Here is a 22424-nt window from a genome sequence, read left to right as displayed (position 1 = left end):
TTGACAAGCTTTTTATCTCCTTTGGCTCTACCTTGACTGCCAGCGTCATACCCACCTACAGCAAACTCATCGACCTCAACATACCCCTTCAAAGGATGCTGTAAACTACTTTGCATAGCATATTGCACTTTACGTCTGAAATTTAAACAGCTTTGATAACTCAAGGACAGTTTCTCACTTAAAGTTAAAGTGGACATGCCTTTCTTATCACAACTAACTTTAAATATGAATTCAAAAGCAGTTAGAATTGAAAATTTCAGCTTATGAAATAGGGTATGAGCCGTAACAGACTCATCATATTTACACTTTTGACAACGTCTGGAATGTAACTTTTTACCTTTCATATATTTTGTATGTTCACATTTCCTACATTTGTAATGATCACTCCACTTTAGTGTCGATAAATATTCAAGACAATCTTCTTCTTTTTGAAATGTTGAATAAAATGTTCTATCGTCAAAACCTTCAAAATTGATCATAATACATCTGGTTGTTTGGTTACTTTTACACTAATGTAAATCAGTTAACCGTAACAGAAGTACGTTTTACTATTTAGGGCGATCTAAGTTTAGATACCTATAAAAGAATTTGGAATGCTTTGTCATTCTTGTGGTGAAAGTACCATTTTCCGACTGCATAGAGACCTGCTTGGAGACATGATTCGTCACAATTATGAGCTTACTGAATGCCTTGTACATACCATGACCACAAGGGTGAGAGAGTTTGCCAAAGTAGAAACTCAAAATGAAAAACTGATGGCTTTGGGTAAAATGAGTGCTGGCTTGGCCCATGAGTTAAATAACCCTGCAAGTGCGATGGCGAGGAGTGGAAAGGAATTGAAAAAACACCTTTCTTCTGTGCCTAAGAAGTTCAAAGCTGTGATGGCAATGAATGTCAGTGAAGGGGAAATTGACAAGGTCAATGATTTTTTGCATGAGAAATTAACGGCTCCTAAGAAACCATTATCGCTCATTGAAAAGAGTAATTTAGAAGACGATCTTACCGACTTTCTGGAGGATAAAGGTTTAGATGAAGCTGAAGATATTGTTGGTGCTTTGATTGATTTTCAAATTCAAGAAGAAGACCTAGAAGAAATGTATGATGAGCTTGGAGATCAAAACTTTGCTTCTACGATGGCTTGGATCAGCAGTCAGTTGATTACTGAAAAAATGGTACAGGATATTGGTGAAGCGGCAGATAGAATTTCCTCCTTGATTTCTTCTATCAAGTCCTTTTCTTATATGGATAGAAGTCAGGATATGCAAAAAATGGATGTTCATGAGGGCATTCAATCTACTGTGAAATTATTGGAACATAAAATCCAAAAACAAGGCCATCAGCTTGATTTAAAATTGGCTTCCAACCTTCCTGAAATTAAAGGTATGCCCGGCGAGTTGAATCAAGTTTGGATGAATATTTTGGCAAACGGGATTGATGCTTTAGAGGAAAAAGGGACTATTGGTATAAGGACTTCTTTTGATGATGAAAATGTAAAAATCTACTTTACTGATACAGGAAAGGGAATTCCAGAAGAGATCAGAAGCCGAATTTTCGAACCCTTTTTCACCACCAAAGGCATTGGTAAAGGCACCGGACTTGGTTTGGATATTACCAAGAAAATTATTGATAAACATGAAGGTACCATCAAAGTAACAAGCCAACCTGGAAATACTGAATTTAGAATCACACTACCTATTGATAATAATATAGAATAATGGATAAAAAACCGATACTACTACTTGTAGATGATGATCCTCAAGTGCTTCAAGCTGTAAAGAGGGATATGAGAAATCAATATAAAAAAGACTATAAAATACTAGCAACAGACTCCGCAAATGAAGCTTTGGATTTGGTAACAGAGCTCAGAAATAAAGGGGATGAAATTGCACTTTTCTTAAGCGATCAGAGAATGCCCGAAATGCAAGGTGTTGATTTTCTTGAGAAAGTAAAAGCGGTATACCCAAGTGCTGGGCGTGTGTTATTGACGGCTTATAGTGATACTGACGCTGCCATTAAATCCATTAATGCCGCTCAAATCGATTATTATTTGCTGAAGCCTTGGGATCCGCCTGAGGAAAAACTATATCCTGTAATTGATGATATTTTATCTGAATGGCACGCCAAGTTTCAGCCTACTTTTAAAGGCATTCGTGTGATGGGCTATCCTTTCTCAAAATTGTCACATGACATCAAAGATTTCTTAGCTGCCAATCTTATTCCTTATCAATGGCTGGATGTGACCAAAGATGAAGAAGCCCAACAGCTTGTCGCTAATAATAATCTTACCTCTGCTGATTTGCCTGTTGTAGTAATGGAAGACGGTAATATTATACGTCAACCTGCTCCTACAGAATTGGCTTCCAACCTTGGTTTTCATGAAAAAGCCAAAGAAGAAGTGTACGATGTGGTGATCATTGGAGCTGGTCCTGCAGGTTTGGCTGCTGCTGTGTATGGTGGATCTGAAGGGTTAAAAACGCTATTAATAGAGAAAAAAGCACCGGGTGGACAAGCTGGGACAAGCTCAAGAATTGAAAACTATTTAGGCTTCCCGAAAGGTTTAAGTGGACAAGACTTAGCGAGAAGAGCTATTACGCAAGCCACGCGTTTTGGTATTGAATTTTTGAATCCGAAATCAGTTCATAAAATTGAGTTTGTAGATAAATACAAGGTTTTGACACTTGACAGTGGTGAGACGGTAAAAACGAAAAGCGTGGTGCTCACTACAGGCGTAGACTATAGAAAGCTGATGACAGAAGGACTGCCTGAACTTACAGGCGCAGGAGTCTATTACGGAGCGGCCACAACTGAAGCGAATGCTTGCAAAGACAGTCATGTTTTTGTGGTGGGCGGCGGTAACTCTGCCGGTCAAGGAGCCATGTATCTTTCTCAGTTTTCAAAACAAGTAAGTATTTTGATCAGAAGAGAAGACCTTTCTTCTACCATGTCGCAGTATTTGATAGATCAGATTGCCGCCACTCCAAATATTGACCTCAAACCTTTCACTCAAATTGTAAAAGGGATCGGTGAGGAGAAATTGGAATCTTTGGTTTTAGAAAATATGAAAACCAATGAGCAGGAAACCTATGATGCAAGGGCTGTCTTTATTTTTATTGGGGCAAAACCTTATACAGATTGGCTTCCTGAAAACGTCAATAAAGATGAGAAAGGATTTGTGATCACTGGTAGAGATTTAAATGGTTTAGACTTTAAAAAGTATTGGAAAGAAGACCGTGATCCTTTCTTGTTAGAAACCTCTGTTTCGGGTATTTTTGCCGCTGGCGATGTCCGATCAGGAGCCATGAATAGAGTCGCTTCTGCCGTAGGAGAAGGAGCCATGAGCATTTCTTTAGTACATAAATATTTAAGTGAATTCTAGACTATGATTATCTATAAGGCAAACGACAATTGGTTTGGAGATATTAAACACCTCGCCAAAAGCTGGACTATGGTCAAAGTGATGCGAGCGGTTTGTTTCTTTGGGGTTTACACCACTGCTATATGGTTGTTGCATTTTAAATTTTTCCCAGAAAAAGACCAAAGTGTCATCGGTTCTGCTTTCTCTCTTTTGGGTATTGTTCTCAGTATTTTATTGGTTTTCAGAACCAATAGTGCGTATGACCGTTGGTGGGAAGGAAGAAAACAATGGGGCGCATTGATCAACAATACAAGGAACCTTGCGGTTTACGCTCACACTATTCTTCCTGAAGAAAACCAACCTCTTCGTTTCTATTTAGCAACACGTATCAGCAATTTTTGCCACGCTATGGTGGAACATTTGAGGAATGGTACCAATCTGGATATCTTAATTCATCTGACGGAAGAAGATCGAAAAAAATACAATTTGAGAGGGCATGTTCCCAATGCCATCACACATGAAATCTATAGTGCCATAGTTGCTGAACATAGAAAGGGCAATATTACTGATCCTGATTTGATCAATTACGGCCCACTTCATAAATCACTTCTTGATATTATTGGAGCTTGTGAGCGAATTAAGAAAACACCTATTCCTTTTTCTTATGCCGTATTTATGAAAATGTTTATTTCTGCTTATGGGCTGTTACTCCCTATTGCTTTAACTCCTCAAATGGGATACTTTGCCATTCCAGTAGTCATGCTTGTGATGTTTGCTTTTATTGGAATAGAGTTGATGGGAGAGGAAATTGAAGATCCTTTTGGATTGGACTGCAATAACCTCCCTACAGGCGATATGGCCAAAAACATACAAAATAATGTCTTCGAGATTTTTGAACTAGATGAAGAGAAAGCACAGAATGCAAGGAGAGATTTATATGAAAAGGTATTTTAGCGTCAATTGAAAATATAATTAGAAGATAAATAGTCTAATTTATGCTACATCCCAACGGGTAGGCCAATAAGTCTACCCGTTTTTACATATAAAAAATTACTTAAATACAGGGTCTAAAATAATTTCCCCAATTTATTACCCTCTCAAACCCTAAATTTACCAATTCACTATTTCATTCCTTCCACTAATATTGTGATGTGACAAAAGCATGTTTATATCCATTGAAATGATAAAATTTCACCCTTAAAAGAGGATGTTTTTTTATCATTCGTACTAAGCCTGAAATAAAGTAAACGGGTATTTCATAGACCCATAATTAAAATTATGGCCTTTTGGGAAGATAACTCACTGATCAACTTTTGATTATAATATCTAACTTATCCGCATTAAGTGGATAAAAAACCTATAAACCTTTGAGACATATCAAGTTTATAATGAAAGTTGAACAATGGTACAGCTTCCCATAAGCCCATGACTTCTAGTCATGGTGTACGATATTTTAAATGAAGAATTAAGAGGAAAAAATGAAGAATTATGGTTCTTACTTTGGCTTAATAACCACCATAAAAACCATTATACGAACCATTTCATTCTTCATTCTTAACTCTACATTCTTAATTAAAAAATAAACATGTACTAAAAATGTTGGTTACATGGTATCCATTTGATCAACAAAAATAAAAGCTAAACTAATTTTTAATTTCAAACCTTATGAACAATCAAAAAAAGGAAGCATTGATTCCAAAAGAATTAATATTTCCGTTTCTATTAGTGACTATTTTATTCCCGCTGTGGGGATTTGCCGCAGACATTACAAATCCATTAGTGGCTGCCTTTTCCAGAATCTTTCTGATGAGCAATTTTGAAGGGGCATTAATTCAATTCTGCTTTTATGGAGGGTATTGTGCCATGGCCATTCCTGCTGCCATTTTTATCAGAAAGTACTCCTATAAATCGGGCGTAATGATGGGTTTGGGACTATATGCTGCAGGTGCTTTATTGTTTATTCCTTCAGCATGGTTAGCCAATTTTTATCCTTTCCTGGTTTCCTATTTTATTATGACCTGTGGTCTTTCTTTTCTTGAAACGAGTGCCGGTCCTTATGTCTTATCGATGGGGTCTCCTTCCAGAGCCACCCAACGTCTCAACTTTGCCCAATCCTTTTACCCTGTAGGCTCACTGATTGGTATGTTTACAGCAAAGAATTTTATTCAGGTAAAGCTCAATGATGCAGATACTGCTACTCGGCAAGGTCTTTTAGAGTCGAATCCTGCACAATTCGAAAGCATTCAATTATCCGATCTTGATGTGGTCAGTTCACCTTATATTTTTATTGGTTTAGTGCTTATAGTACTTCTTGTTATCTACAAATTAAGTAACATGCCGAATCACTTTGACAGCAAGGAACCTTTAAACCTTAAAGCCACATTAAGAAGGCTAAAAGCCAACCCTCGCTATAAAGAAGGTGTGATCGCTCAGTTCTTTTATGTTGGAGCTGAAGTGATGTGCTGGACCTTTATCATTCACTATGGAGTACGTGTATTTATGAATGAAGGCATGACGGAAAAAGTATCAGAGCAAGTGGCGTTACAATACAATATTTATGCAATGATCACTTTTGGTATCTGTCGTTTTCTTTTCACTTATTTATTGAATTACATTAAATCTGGACAGTTGCTGAAAATCGTATCTTTAATGGCCATCGGCTTTACACTTCTGCTTATTTTTATTGATGGCAGGTGGGGCATTTACAGTTTCATTGGTATTTCTGGATGCTTATCGATGATGTGGCCTACCATTTTTGGATCAGCACTAACGGGTATGAAAGCGGATTCGAAAATTGCTTCTGCCGGTATGATTTTAGTGATTGGCGGAGGTTCGTTGCTTCCTCCTTTACAGGGTAAATTAATTGATATTGGAAATGAAACAGGAAGCCTTTTAGGTATACCTGCTGTCAACGCATCTTTTGTGTTGGTCTTGATCTGCTTTATGGTGATCGCCTTTTACGGTTATAGACTACAGAAAATACATGAACCTGAATTCGAGAAAACAGGTGAGTTAGCTGAAGGTGCAAAGGAATAAGAACTACATTTTTGTCAACTTTTAATAGTTGATGCTACAAATTTTTGACGTCCTACTTCCAAGTGTCCTTCTTCTTCATTTTTTCCATTGATGAAAAAACGAATCCTCTGGCGCGAATGTTAAGCGTAAGCGTCATTCGTGTCCTACAAATATTCAGAAATCTCCTGATTTCTAAAGGCTATAAAAGTTCTAAAACACCATTTACACAATAAGTATAGAAAACTAAAAATTAAAACGAAATGAAAACAGAAAGAGAAAAAATGCTTAGTGGAGAATTGTATTGTTTCAATGATCCTGAGTTATTACAACAACGCTATGATGCTCGTCTTCTTTGTGAAGAGTTCAATCAATTGAGCATTACGCAACAAGATCAAAAAGTGGAACTTCTTCAAAAGTTATTTGGAAGTGTCGGTGAAGGCATTGCCATTGAACCCGGTTTTTACTGTGATTATGGCTTCAATGTTCACTGTGGTAAAAACGTTTCAATGAACTTTAACTGCCTTATTTTAGATTCCTTAAAGGTGACTTTAGAGGATGGAGTAATGTTGGGTCCTGGAGTTCATCTTATTGGAGACACACATTCTACTGATCCACGTACAAGGCCTCATATGGGTAGATCTGGTGAAATTACAATCAAAAAAAACTGCTGGCTAGGTGCTGGAGTAACAGTAATGCCAGGTGTGACTATTGGTGAAGGTACAACGGTTGGGGCTAATAGTGTGGTGACTAAAGACCTTCCTCCTAATGTTGTGGCAGTGGGGAGTCCTGCGAGGGTGATTAAGCAACTGGATGTTGAATAAATCGTTTTTGGGATGAAGAATTAAGATAATGGTTCGTGTTGTGGTTCGGTGGACTTTGTATTAAAACATATAAACCACCATAAAAGCTATTTTTCATAGTCCACAACACGATCCATATTCTTTATTTTTATTTAAAAAGGCGATGTACAATAGAAAAAACTTCCTATCACACACCACCTTTTAATCACTAATTACAACTATTTACTGAATAATAATTTGCTTCGTTTTTGTAATATTATCCGATGTCATTTTGATAATGTAGACACCATTACCTAAACCTTTTAAGTCAATATTTTCAATATCAGAAGAGGCATTTTGGTCATAAACCATTTGTCCTAAAGTACTGAAAATAGTAATTCTAGTATTCTCAAGGATTTGATTTCTCTTGATGTTGAATGTTCCTGATGAAGGGTTAGGGTAAACTACAAAATCTAATTCTTCGGCAATGTCATCCTCCAAATTTCTTTGTCTTGAAGAAGATGAACTAGGCACAATTTTAAATTTCTGCCAGTTCGATGCTCCTGTACTTGTACATAGCATGTTATCCCTCACAAATAATAAATTATTTCCTTTTAAAGCATAGATATCATTACCATAATCTACCATTTCGAATTTCTCCCAAGCACCAATTTCAGTTCGAATACATGTCATTTCCTTATTGCCATTTTCAGAACTCACATACAATCCATTACTTCCTTTAAAAGAGACTGTTCCATCACCGTTGTCTATGATTTCGAATAGCTCTGTGTTACCAATTGTTCCTGAGGTATTCATCACATTTGGATTAGAAGCACTCATGTAATTAAAACTGCCTTGGTTTTCAAAAGAATATTGAACTAGAGCAGTTGTAACATTAAAATTAGAAGAAACATAATCCAAATTAGAATTAAAATCTCCCCCAACAGGGCGAATAGATACACCTAGTTTGTAGTTGTTTTCTACTGTCCAGTTTGAAGGTTGTGAAACTGTTAGCGTCTTCGTTCCTTCTCCAGCACTTACTGTTTGTTTTGAACTCGTCAACCACACACCCGATGGGTCATTGACTAATACAACAATTTCGTATTGAGCAGTAGCTGTATAGCCTACTTGAACATTAAAACTGTCGCCAGTTGCCACTGTTTGTGGAGCGGAAACAATACTAACAGTTGTAGAAGATGGAAGATCGTTGGATGGTGTCCAATCTGCACCAGGCACCCACATTACTCCACCTCTTTCATAAGCTCCAATATCTGGTGCACTACCTTTATAACCATCCGTAAAACCTGGAATTACTTTACCTGCATCTACTAAATAAGAACCACTTTTAGGTTCAAAATTCAAATTAGCAGGGTCCACAAAAGGATTGTTAGCATTGATGATATTTTGAGGTTGAATGTCTGTACCATACCAAGGAGCTGTACTCGCATAGTTATTGATCAGCACCACATCATCCATAGTATAACCATTCTCCCAACGGCCCATTCCTTCTGATGCGTTATAAATTGAATTATTATAAAAATCCAGACCCCAGTTGTCCCAGTTGATTTGAATACCTGTCCATGAAACATTATAAACCACGTTGTTATACACTTGGTAACCTTTACTATTGTTATCAAGGTAAATACCCGCCACTTTATAACCTGCATGAGGAGCTGCGGTAGAATTATGGAACCAGTTATGATGAATAACAGAGTTCTTATAATCAGCATTTCCTACAGTATAAAAAACACCTCCATCAGCATTGATTTTCATTACATCATATACATTATTATAAGCCACAGTAGCATTGCTTCCACTTACATAAATACCACTTCGGCCACCGCCATACACTGTATTATTTTCAATCACAGTACCTGGACAATTCGAACGGATCGGTTCAGCGTGAATCCCTAACGTATTGAAATTTCTTACTACATTATTCTTAATGGTTGCATTTTGAGAACCTTTCCATGCTGCCAACATAGAGATACCATTGGCTGTACCCTTTTCAATTAAGTTTTTCTCGATTAAAGTATTACTTCCTTCAATGGTAATTGCCCCTGAACCAATCTGTGCATCTGTGTTGGTCAACTCATCTAAAATTGGAACGCCATGTCGTATTGTTGAGTTCTTCACTGTATTGTTATTTCCAGTAATTAAAACTATACCGCCAAATGTTTCAATGCCATCCAATACAATATAGTTTTTAGACACTTTGAAAGTATATTGTCTAGCTCTAAACTCACATTTTCCACTGGTAGGGTTAACATTGTTCGGTGCCTTGAAATAAATTACTTTGGCTGAAGCATCATAAAAATACTCTCTTTGGATATCCAAAGCCCCTAAACTATTGAACAGAAAAAAGATCCCTTTATGTCCATTTCGCGTAACGGTGGGATTATGTACACTAAAGGGCCATTTTGTAATATCTACCCCTTCAAAATCAACTCTTGAAGAAGTAGCTGCTGTAATTTTTCTGGTGAAGCTGGCACCTGAATGTCCACCTAGATACCACATATAACCTTCACTCCAATCATAAGTGGGAATACCAGAGTAAGTGATGTGAGACCCCGAACCTCCTGTAATGTACTTCGCATCAGGCGTATAAGGATCATTGTCAGCATTATTGGGCCATCGAGCAATGTCCATTTGATCTCCATCATAAAACAAAGCATTGTGCTCCATTCCTAAAGGCATCGTAACGTTGGCTTTGTAAATGTTGTTGGTGGTTAAGGTCCAATTGTTGATTTCTTGAGTAGCAGAAACAATGACAGTCTCTCCTGAGGCCGCTCTGTAAGTAATTGGATTGCTAGACGTACCGTTGTTTTTAGTCTCAACTGTCTCACGGTAAGTCCCTTGATGAATAATAACCACATCACCGGCTACAGCTACATTAGCAGCTTTTTGGATGGTTAAATAAGGGTTTGATGAAGTTCCTGCGTTTGTGTCATTTCCATTTTTGGCCACATGAATTTCCTTTGCAGATACAAAACCGCAAAAGCATGCCCATAGCAACAGGGCGAAAAGTTGTGTTTTCATAGCTAGTGAAAATAATAGTTAAAAAGATTAGTTTTTGATCTTCTGGGAGCGTTTGCTCTTCATTTAGTAAGTACTAGGACAGAATAGGTTAATGAATAATTAAGAGGGATGAATGAAGAAAAATGGTTCTTGTTGTGGTTCAGTGGACGTTGTGATACAACGTCCCAACAGTCTACCTTCAATTTTTGGTAGAATATACTTTATGATGGATATCGTTGTAGGGATATTGCATTGCAACGTCCGTCGAACCACCATAAAAAACCACTTTAAGGAACTACATAATACATTTCATTTTCTTCATTCTTCATTCATAAATTTCATTTTCTTCAGTCTTCATACTTATTCAGATCATTTCATACATTTCAAACTCAATTTGCTTTTCACTTTTGAATCAACGGCTATAAATTTACTCTAATCACAAGTGTAAATTCAACTTTTAATAAACACCCCATTGAATAGGAAGTAACTATCCCCTTTTTGAAAAATAAGATTAACAAAGTGTAAGAGGTTTTTAAGGTAAGAGGTAGGAATGGAGAATTATGGATTGTTTTCGATAGAAAGATAATGGAGACGGATTAACTTAAAAAACCCACGACTATTTTAAAATTAATCGTGGGTTTTGAATTATACAATCGTGTACTCACAAAGTATCATGAGTAGTTTTAAAATGATTATTTACTCAGCTTCTAACTTCCATGTTCTTACCCACTTGAATTTAGTGCTTCTATCCAACTTAGAATCATTGAATCCCATTTCACCTCTACCATCTTCTTTTACCCAATCATAAAAATTACTTGACATGATCAGACGTTGATCCGATGTAAATGGAACTGGAGGCGTCACTGATTTCACTAACCTTCCATCAATAAAAAAGTCTACTTGAGTGCCTCCTTCATGCCACCATGCTGCATAAATATGATATTCTTCACGGTTGTATTTCTCAAAATTTATATGCCCACCTTTGCTTTGTCTACTACCATTATAGGCACAGTTTGTAGCATGACGGTGGGTATTGAAGTGAAAAATTTGATCCCATTTTGAATTTACCGCCCAGTCATCATTTGTCCACTCATCTGTCTTTGATCCTAGAAAACGACCTACGCATTCTTGAATATCCAACTCAAGGTTTTCTCCATCTGTAGTTGTTGTACAAGGAACTGGAGGTGTTTTCAACCAAAAAGCAGATGACATTGTAGTGGAACTCGACTGCATTTCTGCCTCAAAATAATACCCTGGTTTACCCATTGTTTTAGAAGAAACATAAGCACCTCCATACCATCTTTTAGCAGGTTTACTTTTGTCATCTTTAGGGCTGTATTGGGGCTCATCGTACATTTTAGCTTCAATTCTTAATTCTCCTTCCTCAATACTCACATTTTCAGCTGAAAATAAGCACCTTGTAGATCCATACCAACCTCTGTCAGAAAAAGATCCATTCGCATTTTCCCATAAAAACTCTGGACTTTCATTCCACTTTTCAAGGTCAATACTGCCTTCTTCAAATTCATCTGAAAGTGCTTCCACTTTTACCCATTTCATGGCCATAGGTTTAGGATCTTGTCCTTCTAAAAAGAAAGGTTGGGAGGTTTTATCCACCTCTTCTTCAGGCTCTACTTCTTCCTCCTTTGGCTCTTCTTTCTCTTCCATTTCTGGATCAGGATCAAGTGCTTCCTGAATGATGTCACTTTCACTGCATGCTCCAAAAAAGAACAATACAAGAAGTGCAAATAAATGCAATACGTTAGTTTTGTAATTCTTCATTTCAAATAGTTTTAACTGATTTCAATATTATTTTAAAACTAACGCCGCTAAAGGTTTGATAGAGAAAGCAAAGCTTCATAATCGAGGGAGAAATAGGCTATCCCCTTGAATGGCAAACAAATACCCCTCTACTTTATTTCTTTATAAAGTTAAAAGAATGAGATGCTTGCGTTGATTCTACTTTCAAAATATAGGCTCCTGATTTTAAAGCAGAAACATCAACTTTTGCTTTATTTTTAATAGTTTGATGAATAACTTTTTGTCCTTTGACATTATAAATATCCACTACATATTTCCCCTTAGGGACATCTACTGTCAATGTATTTTCAACAGGGTTGGGATAGATCGCCACTTTCATGGTATCCAAATCTTCCAATGACAAAATAGGACCTGAAGTAATGATGATATTTTCTAATACCTCATCATAAAGACTTGTTTCTTCACCAACCGGACGAAGGCTTACTTTCCATGCATAATTATTTCCTGCAGGAAGTTCTTCTTCTAAATCCAATGCCAATGAAGCTGTGCCATACCCTTTTTCTACCGTTCTTTTTGTAGTATGCAATACTTTATCAGCTGACCATAACTCAACCACAATTTCACGTTCTTCATTGGCTACATAATCTACCTTAAATTCATAATATTTTGCAGGTGCAACATTATTAGGAGCCTCGTTAAAACCTACAGACTCTTCTACATTTTCTTCAGACAATTTCCAAGTTCTTACCCAATCGTATTTTGTTGTTCTATCTTCCCAGCTTCCTGTCATTCCTCCGTCTTCAGGAGTAGGGTTCCAATCATAGGTTTCAGTCACCAATTTGATATATAAATCAATTGAGAAAGGAGCCGCAGGAGTTACTGAATATTGATATACACCATCTAAATAAAATAATATTTCTGTTTCACTTTTCCACCATGCACCATACACATGAAAATCATCATACACTTTTCCCGAAGGAAGGTCTACGCTATTACCTTTCGATCCTGTAGGAGTTTCGCAAGTTACATTACGGCTGTGTGTGTTTGAATGCATTGATTGATCAAAATTTTCATTCCATGACTGCGGATTTGTCACCTCACCCACACATTCTTGTATATCCAATTCTGTGACTCTTTTATCACATCTTTCTCCTTCATTTTTATAATTAATCAACCAAAAAGTAGACGATAAGAACGTCTTATTGGCCTTCATTCTACACTCTATATAATCACCAACATTTACATTTTTATTAGAAATTACGTGTCCACAGCCATGTGTAAAAGTTTGACCATTTACCACTTCTTCCTTTTCTAATTGATAATTAGTGATACACATAGCCCCGTCTTTCAGGCTGACTGTATTTTCTTTAAAAAGTCCTGGTGCTCTACCAATCCAACGCTTCGGATCCGTGTTTTTCCATTTTACTAAATCCAATGTTTCCCCTTCAAATTCATCAGAAACTTCAGCTCTCATTTCCCATGAAGTCCCTAAAGGTTTAGGGTCATTTCCTTTTACAAATTCAGGTTGAGCATAAGTAGCAGTAGAGAGTATCAGGCAAAACCCAATCCATAAATAGTACATCTTTTTAAACATCATAATTATTTTTTAAAGTTCATTTCGTTTCGTTCTCAATAACTACTTTTTATGATTGTTTTTCCGGAAGAACTTCATCAAACATAAGCTATAGTTTACTTAGAAAATTATCCCCCCTCATTTTCTTGAAATCTCTACCCTGTGAAAGGAAAAATCAGAGGGTATTTCCTGATTCTTTGTTGTAGTTTTAATCACTGAACAGAAAATGAAATGAATGAGATGAGAGAATGTTGGAATGTATACATCGGAGTTATGTTGTTGCTACTATTTATACCTTTTGGGTCCTATGGAAAAGATACATTGAAAGAGTATGCAAAAGTGGAACTCAAGGCGGTAGATCAGTTGATAGGAACGGCTTATTATCCTGAAGCCTATGATAAAATTTGGTCACTGATGAGTAGTGCTGATGATGAAAATAACACGAAAATTAAATACCAAGCTTATAAAAGATTGACATTATTGTATTCTATTTTTTATGATAGTTTGAATGCACTCAACAGTGTGGACTCCATGTTTTATTATGCTGAAAAGTCTGGAGTACTATCCACTGCCTCTGGAATGCAAAAGGTGTATTATACAGCTGCACATACACACCGAATGAATCGTAATTTTCAAAAAGCGAAAGAGTATCTTTCCGTTTCACACTCTCTATTAGATTCTCTGCAAATACCATTTAGTGATCAATTTTATGTGCTTTCTGAAGAAGCCCATCTTCATACGCTTACCGGAAATTTCAAACAGTCTGAAAAGATACTAAAAGCGATTTCAAAACAGGTATCAGCACAACATTCTTATGCTGCTATTCTTTATTCTATGTGGGGAGATCTCTATTCAAAGAAAGGAAAAATAAATGAAGCTTTGGCTTATTACTATAAAAGCTTGAAAACGATAAATGAACATCATAAACGTTTGGGGCTTAGAGTAGAATTACTAAAAAAAATCTCTCAGTTAAATAGTCAATTGGGTAATTATAAAAAGGCTTTTGAGGAAATGACCGCTTCCAAAGAGCTAGGTGATCAACTCTTTGGCAGTCAAAGTGCCAGAAATAAAAAACTTTTTGAGATTAAAGATTCTTATAGAAAGTCGATTGAAGAAAATAAACAATATAGAAAAGAACAGGAGCTGAAACTACTGAAAATCCAACAAGAACAACTTAATCAGCAATTAATTTACTTGTTTTCTATTTTATGTATTACAATCCTGTCCGCTTCTTTTATTATTTATTTATTGAAAGTAAAGCATCAATCGAAACAACAACTTTTAGAAGAAAGGTCAAAAGCGGAAATAGAAATCAAGAAAAAGGAACTTACGGTTACATCATTACAATTAATAGAAAAAGATAAGCTATTAAAAGAAATCAAGGAGGGATTGGAAGATGTAAAACAGCAAAAAAGTGATGCCGCCGTAGATCGTATTAATAAAACCATCAATCTAAATACAGCCAAAACTTGGGAAGATTTTGAAGCCCGCTTTATTCAAGTCAATAGTGAATTTTACAATACACTTAACACCATTCATGAGAGCTTGACGAGAAATGATCTTAAGCTCTGTGCTTTAATAAAGTTGAACTTTTCGAGTAAAGAAATTGCTCAACTTTTGGGGATTTCAACGGACAGTGTCAACAAGGGCAGGTATAGATTAAGAAAGAAGTTAGGGCTTCATAGGGATGATAATTTGTTCTCTTACATTTCTTCCATTTGAAGTACTAAGTGAAAGGTTATAGAATGTCTTGTGACTCACGAACCACAAAACGGACCACAACACCAACCTCTTTTCCCTCAACAAAAAAAATTAAGCTCCAAGATGCTCGGAGCTTAATTTCAATATCATTTACCGTGTATGCTACTTTTAAAAAAGTATTGGGTGAATGCAGTTACATATAATTATTATTATTAAAGTGCTTTGTCATCCCAATGCTCTTCTATGATTTTTTGTAGCTTTGGATAATTACCGTCTTCCTCATTGTATTTTTTTCTAAGCTTCTTAATTTCCTTTTTCAGGTCTGCAATTACCTTCGAATACTTAGGATCATCATACGCATTGTTCATCTCATGCGGGTCCTTGCTTAAGTCATAAAATTCCCATGCAATTGGTCCTTCGAAATCATAATCTGCTCCCCAAGCATTAGGGTTTTTAGCAGGATCGAAATGTCTTGAATAGAAGAAGATCAACTTATAATCTTTCGTTCTTACACCAAAGTGAGCTGGGTTGCCATGCTTGTGTGCCATGTGCATCCAATAACGATAGTAAGTACTTTTTCTCCATTTTTTAGGTTCTTTACCTGTTTCCAAAATTGATTTGAAAGACTCACCGTGCATGTATTTTGGTGTTTTACCTCCAGCTAAATCAATTAAAGTTGGAGCAAAGTCAGTATTGTTGATGATCGCATCTACCTTAATTCCTTTCTTAAAGTTTTTTGGGAAATGAGCGATAAATGGCATACGCATAGACTCTTCGTACATCCATCTTTTATCTTGGTAGTCATGCTCTCCTAACATCATACCCTGATCAGAAGTATACACAATAATGGTGTTATCCAACTCTCCAATTTCATCCAAGTGATCCAATAATCTTTTAATATTATCATCCACACCTTTCACACATCTCAAGTAACGCTTTAAGTATTCTTGATAAGAGGCATGTGTATATTCTTTATCTTCTAATGACTGATCGATTTTCAGGTCTCTACCCATATCTCTTGTTTTATTACGCTTAGAGATAGATGACCCAATGTAGTTTCTTAATTCTCCATCCTTACCATAAGTGGCAATTGAACCGTTGTTTTTGTTGTCATACAAACTTGCAGGCTCAGGAATTTCAACGTCTTCTAAATAGTCTTTATAACGAGGGGCGAATTCAAAGAAATCATGTGGAGCTTTGAAGTGATGCATTAAGAAAAACGGCTGTTCCTTGTTCCAACCTTTATCTAACCATTCGATACTGATATCAGTTACAATATCCGAACTATGTCCTTTGTATTTTACTGTATTTTTCGGCCAAGCTTTCTCTCCTCTTTCTCTAAATACAGGGTCAAAATACTTTCCTTGAACAGGCAATACTTTATAATAATCAAAAGCTCCCGGCTCCTCTTTCAAGTGCCACTTTCCTACAATTGCCGTTTGATAACCTAACTTTTTAATTTCCTTTGGAAGATATTGTTTGTCTGCTGCAATACGTCCTTCCAAGTCTAACACTCCGTTCGTTTGACTATACTGCCCTGTAAGAATTGTAGCTCTTGAAGGCGTACAGATAGAGTTGGTACAAAATGTATTTGTTAGTAAAACACCTTCATTGGCTAGTTTGTCCAAGTTGGGTGTTGGGTTCAATGTTTTCAGTCTGCTTCCATAAACTCCAATGGCTTGAGAAGTATGATCATCCGACATAATATATAATATGTTGGGCTTCTTCTCCTGGGCACTCATTAATAAAGGTATTAAAAATAAGGCTGTAAAAAATGGTAGAACTTTCATTATAAAAAATCTTTACTTTCATGTATCATTTCACTGATGCAATGTAGTGAATGGACATTGTTAGTAATGCCATAATTTTGTCGATTATAAATTTTCCATCTTTAATTAGATGTGTTTCTCCCCCTTTTTCTACTGTGTTTTTTCTGAACAGGAAGGGCATATTACTTTGTAAACGCAGTAATTGTCTACTTTCAATCGATATTTTCACAAGTTAAAAACAGGTTCAAGTCTTAAGATGAAAGCGTGACTTGGATCTATATATGAAAAAAGTCCACAAACCGAATTGCAGACTTTTCTCTTGAAATAGATTTCTTCTTATTTAGTTTTATCCGAGAGTAAGAAAAAAGCATTAGCCCAGCTTGCATGGTCTCCTGCTTTATTACCATCTTCCTCATCTACCAATAATGTCAATTCTTTTTTACCTTTTACATCAATCTGTAAACGCTGAGGGTTTTGATGAGATCGACGGATAGGTCCGCTATTGAAAACTTCCTCTCCATCTACTAAGATTCTCATTCTCAACAAACCTCCGTTTGTGTCATTTGAACCTGGCGTCACAACGAAAGTGTTGTAATTTGATTCAATAGGAAAAATCAATTTAGAAGGAGCATGCAAACCAAGACCTTTATCATATTTTATTCCCTCAATACTAATTTTTCCACCTTCAACTCCATTATCATTCACTACTTTCCAGTAGGAGTCCACTGTGCTTGCCATCTCTTTTGTCAAATAGACTTTTTCCCCTTCAATTTCTTTTTCTTTACCACCAAAAAATTTCGCTGCTAAATCAGGGTTATTAGGTTTATTTTCCTTTTTGCCTTCCACAAAAAATGCTTCTCCCCAGTCGGCATGATCGCCACCTTTATCTCCTAAATCATCCACAATTAAGGTAAGGACAGAAGCTCCTGTAACATCAATTGCCTGTAACGAAGGTGTATATTTTTTTGATTGACTGTCAAAAGCACCTGAATTAAAAACCTCTTTCCCATCCACTTCAATCATCATTTTGATTTTACCGTGATGAGCGTCATCCCCTCCTGCTACTACATAAAAATATTGTGCTTTTGGAGGTACTTTATAATACAGTTTTGAGGGAGCATGTACGCCGAGTCCTTTTTCATACACTTTTCCTTTTATGCTCAATGGCACACCACTGACTGCTTGGTTTTGATTGATTTTCCAGTAAGAACTACTCTGAGGAAGTTTCTCTGTTTTTTTGATATACACTCTTTTCCCTTTCATTATTTCAACGGGAGCATCAGATTGAGCCATAGCATTCAACCCCATCAAGGTGAAGGCTCCAAAAATCAATAGGTTCTTTTTAAAAGTCATTTCAGTAAAATAATTGTCAAATCTTGTTTGATGATCAATTGAAGTGTAAGGGTAATTAATCTAAAAAGTAATGAATTGATTAAGCTTTCGTAAAGACAAAATTTATATACACTCTAAATGTCAACTAACAAGGTGAATTACACAAATAGTTAAAAAAATAAGTTTAGACTTACTACATTGTAAACGAAAGTATTGTCGACTTTCAAGCGATATTTCTATAACCTTTCAATGATCTTCTTTCAAGCTTCCTTCTTCTTCATTTTTGTCTTGAAACAAAAACGAAGCAAAAAATTCAAGGCTTAGAAGTCAAAAGCTAAATTCCATTCCTTTCACCTAAATGATTTTAAACTCGCTAAAGCTCACACAAGAAAATCATTTTTAACGGCTCAATACATGAAATTCTTAACGCTTTTCCCTTCAAGGCCGGGGAAGTACTACCAAACGAATTAGGTAGAAAACCCACTGACACTAATGACGTTTACAATGTACTTACTCTATATTTTAGAACGAAAGTGATGGCAATTTATGTAAAAAAATGAAATGAAAATGTGAATGGATAAAATTTTATGCTAAGATCGCTCCTTTACTTTATTGTAAATTTCATAAAAAGCATCTTTCATATTAGGGTCATCATCCAAATCTAAATTTCTTAATTGACAAAGTTCTAGAAATGTTTCTTCAGGAGTGAGGTCTTCTAATTCACTCAACTGCACCCTTTCTACTTTTCTGTTTTCCAACTCCTTATGAATACCAATTTTAAGTACTTCAACGTCTAATTCTTCTATATGTTTATAGATCTCATGAATGGGATTTTCACCTGCTTTCACATCAGCAACAACTACTTCTATCCAAGGCGTCAATTGATGATTCAAAGTTGCAATTGAAGTCAATTCCGTTAAGCATTCATCGAGATTTCCTTTAATTTTTTTGATGGTTCTAAATACTGGTACACTGACACGTTCCAACTTAAAATCTTTTGCTTTCGTGGAGAGTATTATTACTTCTTTTTTATGATGAATTTCACTGAAACTCAATATATAAGGAGAACCAGAATAACGAATATGATCATATTTCACTTTTTGAGATCTATGTAAATGACCTAAAGCGGTGTAATCAAATACTTTTGGAAAATCATCTGCCCCTATATCACCTAATCCTCCTACATATACACTTCTTTCACTTTCAGAGGTTGAAGTTTCTCCACCAATCGCAAACAAGTGTCCCATGCCAATCACAAACGATTTATCATCGGCCTTCTTTTCACAAACTTCTCCTACTTTTTGATAATGCTCGATCAAGGCTTCTTTAAAACGATCACCAATATGATCAAACTGCTGTCCGCTTGTCGCTTTACGGATATCTTGATCTCTTAGAAATGGAACAGCAGCGATTACCACTTTTTCTCCATTGATCTCAAAATCAAAAACCTCTTCTTCCACATTCTCAGAAATTTTACCAACCACAGTAACGTCCAAAAATGACAACAGTTCTTTAGGAGCATTTAATACAGAAGCACCGTCATGATTACCACCTGTAATTATTACTTTTTTACAATCGGTTCTCACCAAATCTGTCAGAAACTTATAATACATCTTCAGGTTTTGACCAGAAGGTTGAGCGGTATCAAAAACATCACCTGATATTAATACTACATCAATTTTTTCTTTTTGAACGAGATCAATCATCCAATCCAAAGTCAATTGTTGCTCTTCGGCTTGTGACTGTTCATGAAGGCGGTTGCCGATGTGCAAGTCTGCTGTATGTAGTATTTTCATTTTTAAATCGTAAGTACTTGTTTTCCGTGAAAAATAAAATTAGCAAAAAGAAAATAATTTTTCTTTCAACATCAATCAGAAACCACTATCTTTTTGATACTTTTTTCTCAAACTTTAAGAACTACTTACATTATGAATGAACAAATAGAGAAGACGGAAAGCACTCAAGCTTCTACTACCTCCTCTTCTGACGAAAAAAAACACTATTGGAAAACGAATCTCAAATACCTCGGCGTATTGTTGAGTATTTGGTTTGTCACCTCTTTTGGTGCAGGTATTTTATTTAAAGATGCTTTGAATGAAATCACATTGGGTGGTTTTAAGCTTGGTTTCTGGTTTGCACAGCAAGGGAGTATTTACATCTTCTGCCTTTTGATTATCACTTATATTTTCTTGATGAATAAGCTAGATAAGAGGCATCACTTGGAAGACGAGTAAACTATTCATTCCCAAAAACTAAACAGGAGATTAGCATTATTGCTGATGAAATTTTGAATTATTACGTACCAAAGCACATGCAACTTGACTTGGTACTTACACCTCACAAACTTTAATCATGGACGTACAAACTTGGACCTATATTATAGTAGGCTTCACTTTCTTGATTTATATAGGGATTGCTGTCTGGTCAAGGGCAGGATCTACAAAAGAATTTTATGTTGCTGGTGGAGGAGTTTCTCCGTTGGCAAATGGAATGGCTACAGCGGCCGATTGGATGTCAGCCGCCTCCTTTATTAGTATGGCTGGATTGATCTCATTTATGGGATATGACGGAGGAGTTTACCTTATGGGATGGACTGGAGGCTATGTATTATTGGCCTTACTTTTAGCGCCTTACCTTCGTAAATTTGGTAAGTTTACGGTACCCGATTTTATTGGTGACCGCTATTACTCACAGAAGGCTAGAACAATTGCTGTATTTGCCGCTTTGATTGTTTCATTTACGTATGTTGCAGGTCAAATGAGAGGCGTGGGTGTGGTATTTTCCCGTTTCCTTGAAGTGGACATTAATACAGGAGTAATTATAGGAATGGCGTTGGTTTTTATTTATGCCGTGATGGGTGGTATGAAGGGCATTACCTACACTCAAGTCGCTCAGTATTGCATCTTGATTTTCGCCTTTATGGTCCCTGCCATTTTTATATCAATTCAATTGACCAATAACCCCATTCCACAATTAGGGTTTGGGGATACACTAACTGGAAGTGATACTTATTTGTTAGATAAACTCGATCAGCTTTCGATTGAATTAGGTTTTAATCAATATACAGAAGGGCAAAAATCAATGGTGGATGTTTTCTGTATCACTGCCGCTTTGATGTTAGGAACTGCTGGTCTTCCTCATGTAATTGTACGTTTTTTTACAGTACCTAGAGTAAAAGATGCACGTTCATCAGCGGGATATGCATTGGCATTTATCGCCATTCTTTATACCACTGCACCTGCAATTGCCGCTTTTGCTAGAGTGAATTTGATAGAGACCGTAAGCAATAAAGAATATGCAAGTATGCCAGAGTGGTTCCAAAAGTGGGAAACGACGGGCCTGATTGCTTTTGAAGATAAGAACCAAGACGGTAAAATTCAGTATTTAGCAGATGCAAATGCGAATGAATTGAAAATTGACCGTGATATTATTGTTTTGGCCAACCCTGAGATCGCTCAATTGCCCAACTGGGTGATCGCTTTGGTAGCGGCAGGAGCATTAGCCGCCGCACTTTCTACCGCTGCAGGTTTGTTATTGGTCATTTCAGCTTCCGTTTCTCATGACCTCTTAAAGAAACAATGGATGCCCAATATCAGTGATAAAGGAGAGCTTTTAGCTGCGAGAATTTCTTCTGCGTTTGCAGTCATTGTTGCAGGTTACTTTGGCATTAATCCTCCTGGTTTTGTAGCAGCAGTTGTTGCATTGGCTTTCGGTTTGGCAGCAGCTTCTTTCTTCCCTGCCATTATTTTAGGTATTTTCTATAAAAAGATGAATAAGGAAGGTGCAATTGCGGGAATGATTACCGGCCTTGGGAGTATGATTTTCTACATTCTGAGATATAAATTTCACCTTTTTGGCGAAACTACTTCAGCGGATTGGTGGTTTGGTATTTCTCCGGAAGGTTTTGGTACAGTGGCCATGTTGATTAATGTAATCACCGCCATGGTAGTGGTACAATTTACAGCCCCACCTCCTACCGATGTGGTAGATATGGTGGAAAGCATCCGCTACCCTAAAGGTGCTTCTAAGGAAGTTTCAATGCATTGAAAAATCAGATCTTCAATAGACCTCTTATTCTTTTTTGAGTAAGAGGTTTTTTTATGGCAATTATTTCCACTATT

General features: G+C 36.4%; 15 protein-coding genes. 8 read left to right on the top strand and 7 right to left on the bottom strand.

Annotated elements, in window-relative coordinates; genetic code table 11:
* Nucleotides 1-479, bottom strand: a 479-nt coding sequence (locus HHU12_RS22675) for a transposase (protein WP_169656597.1), incomplete at its 3' end; no start/stop codon positions are given.
* Between the two features lie 114 nt (nucleotides 480-593).
* Between HHU12_RS22675 and HHU12_RS22670 the strand changes: the two genes are divergently transcribed.
* The 5 genes from HHU12_RS22670 to HHU12_RS22650 all read left to right on the top strand — a co-directional run bounded on the left by HHU12_RS22670 (nucleotide 594) and on the right by HHU12_RS22650 (nucleotide 7191).
* Nucleotides 594-1715 carry a sensor histidine kinase gene (locus HHU12_RS22670; RefSeq protein ID WP_169659025.1) on the top strand — a complete coding sequence of 374 codons (1122 nt, stop codon included), beginning with the start codon at nucleotides 594-596 and terminating at the stop codon, nucleotides 1713-1715.
* Complete coding sequence (locus HHU12_RS22665; RefSeq protein WP_169659024.1) at nucleotides 1715-3376, top strand: response regulator; 1662 nt, start codon at nucleotides 1715-1717, stop codon at nucleotides 3374-3376. Before HHU12_RS22670 ends, HHU12_RS22665 begins: the two co-directional genes overlap by 1 nt.
* Nucleotides 3377-3379: 3 nt before the next feature.
* Nucleotides 3380-4309: a bestrophin family protein gene (locus HHU12_RS22660; protein ID WP_169659023.1), complete on the top strand. Its 930-nt coding sequence runs from the start codon at nucleotides 3380-3382 to the stop codon at nucleotides 4307-4309.
* A gap of 711 nt (nucleotides 4310-5020) precedes the next feature.
* Complete coding sequence (gene fucP, locus HHU12_RS22655) at nucleotides 5021-6391, top strand: L-fucose:H+ symporter permease (RefSeq protein ID WP_169659022.1); 1371 nt, start codon at nucleotides 5021-5023, stop codon at nucleotides 6389-6391.
* 239 nt (nucleotides 6392-6630) lie between these two features.
* Complete coding sequence (locus HHU12_RS22650) at nucleotides 6631-7191, top strand: sugar O-acetyltransferase (RefSeq protein WP_169659021.1); 561 nt, start codon at nucleotides 6631-6633, stop codon at nucleotides 7189-7191.
* 201 nt (nucleotides 7192-7392) lie between these two features.
* Here the strand turns inward: HHU12_RS22650 and HHU12_RS22645 are convergent, their stop codons facing one another.
* The 3 genes from HHU12_RS22645 to HHU12_RS22635 all read right to left on the bottom strand — a co-directional run bounded on the left by HHU12_RS22645 (nucleotide 7393) and on the right by HHU12_RS22635 (nucleotide 13525).
* The gene (locus HHU12_RS22645; RefSeq protein ID WP_169659020.1) at nucleotides 7393-10188 is read right to left on the bottom strand and encodes a right-handed parallel beta-helix repeat-containing protein; all 2796 of its coding nucleotides are present in this window, start codon (nucleotides 10186-10188) and stop codon (nucleotides 7393-7395) included.
* A 675-nt stretch (nucleotides 10189-10863) separates the two neighbouring features.
* Nucleotides 10864-11949, bottom strand: a complete 1086-nt coding sequence (locus tag HHU12_RS22640) for a LamG domain-containing protein (RefSeq protein ID WP_205959974.1) — start codon at nucleotides 11947-11949, stop codon at nucleotides 10864-10866.
* Between the two features lie 133 nt (nucleotides 11950-12082).
* Complete coding sequence (locus HHU12_RS22635) at nucleotides 12083-13525, bottom strand: T9SS type A sorting domain-containing protein (protein WP_169659019.1); 1443 nt, start codon at nucleotides 13523-13525, stop codon at nucleotides 12083-12085.
* Between the two features lie 207 nt (nucleotides 13526-13732).
* Between HHU12_RS22635 and HHU12_RS22630 the strand changes: the two genes are divergently transcribed.
* Nucleotides 13733-15223, top strand: a complete 1491-nt coding sequence (locus HHU12_RS22630) for a hypothetical protein (protein WP_169659018.1) — start codon at nucleotides 13733-13735, stop codon at nucleotides 15221-15223.
* A gap of 191 nt (nucleotides 15224-15414) precedes the next feature.
* On the opposite strand, the gene HHU12_RS22625 is transcribed toward HHU12_RS22630, so the two are convergent.
* The 3 genes from HHU12_RS22625 to HHU12_RS22615 all read right to left on the bottom strand — a co-directional run bounded on the left by HHU12_RS22625 (nucleotide 15415) and on the right by HHU12_RS22615 (nucleotide 20099).
* Complete coding sequence (locus HHU12_RS22625; protein WP_169659017.1) at nucleotides 15415-16992, bottom strand: sulfatase family protein; 1578 nt, start codon at nucleotides 16990-16992, stop codon at nucleotides 15415-15417.
* A gap of 315 nt (nucleotides 16993-17307) precedes the next feature.
* Nucleotides 17308-18324, bottom strand: a complete 1017-nt coding sequence (locus HHU12_RS22620; RefSeq protein ID WP_169659016.1) for an NPCBM/NEW2 domain-containing protein — start codon at nucleotides 18322-18324, stop codon at nucleotides 17308-17310.
* A 569-nt stretch (nucleotides 18325-18893) separates the two neighbouring features.
* Nucleotides 18894-20099 (bottom strand): exonuclease SbcCD subunit D C-terminal domain-containing protein, encoded by a 1206-nt coding sequence (locus HHU12_RS22615; RefSeq protein ID WP_169659015.1) that lies wholly within the window; start codon nucleotides 20097-20099, stop codon nucleotides 18894-18896.
* A 132-nt stretch (nucleotides 20100-20231) separates the two neighbouring features.
* Here HHU12_RS22615 and HHU12_RS22610 point away from each other — a divergent pair, with 132 nt between their 5' ends.
* Both HHU12_RS22610 and HHU12_RS22605 read left to right on the top strand, forming a co-directional pair.
* Nucleotides 20232-20537: a DUF4212 domain-containing protein gene (locus HHU12_RS22610; RefSeq protein WP_169659014.1), complete on the top strand. Its 306-nt coding sequence runs from the start codon at nucleotides 20232-20234 to the stop codon at nucleotides 20535-20537.
* A 118-nt stretch (nucleotides 20538-20655) separates the two neighbouring features.
* Nucleotides 20656-22350, top strand: coding sequence for a sodium:solute symporter family protein (locus tag HHU12_RS22605; protein WP_169659013.1), 1695 nt, complete (start codon nucleotides 20656-20658; stop codon nucleotides 22348-22350).
* Nucleotides 22351-22424: the final 74 nt, after the last annotated feature.

The organism is Flammeovirga aprica JL-4, from assembly GCF_012844305.1.
GTDB lineage: Bacteria > Bacteroidota > Bacteroidia > Cytophagales > Flammeovirgaceae > Flammeovirga > Flammeovirga aprica.
This window is presented reverse-complemented; position numbering and strand designations above follow the sequence as displayed.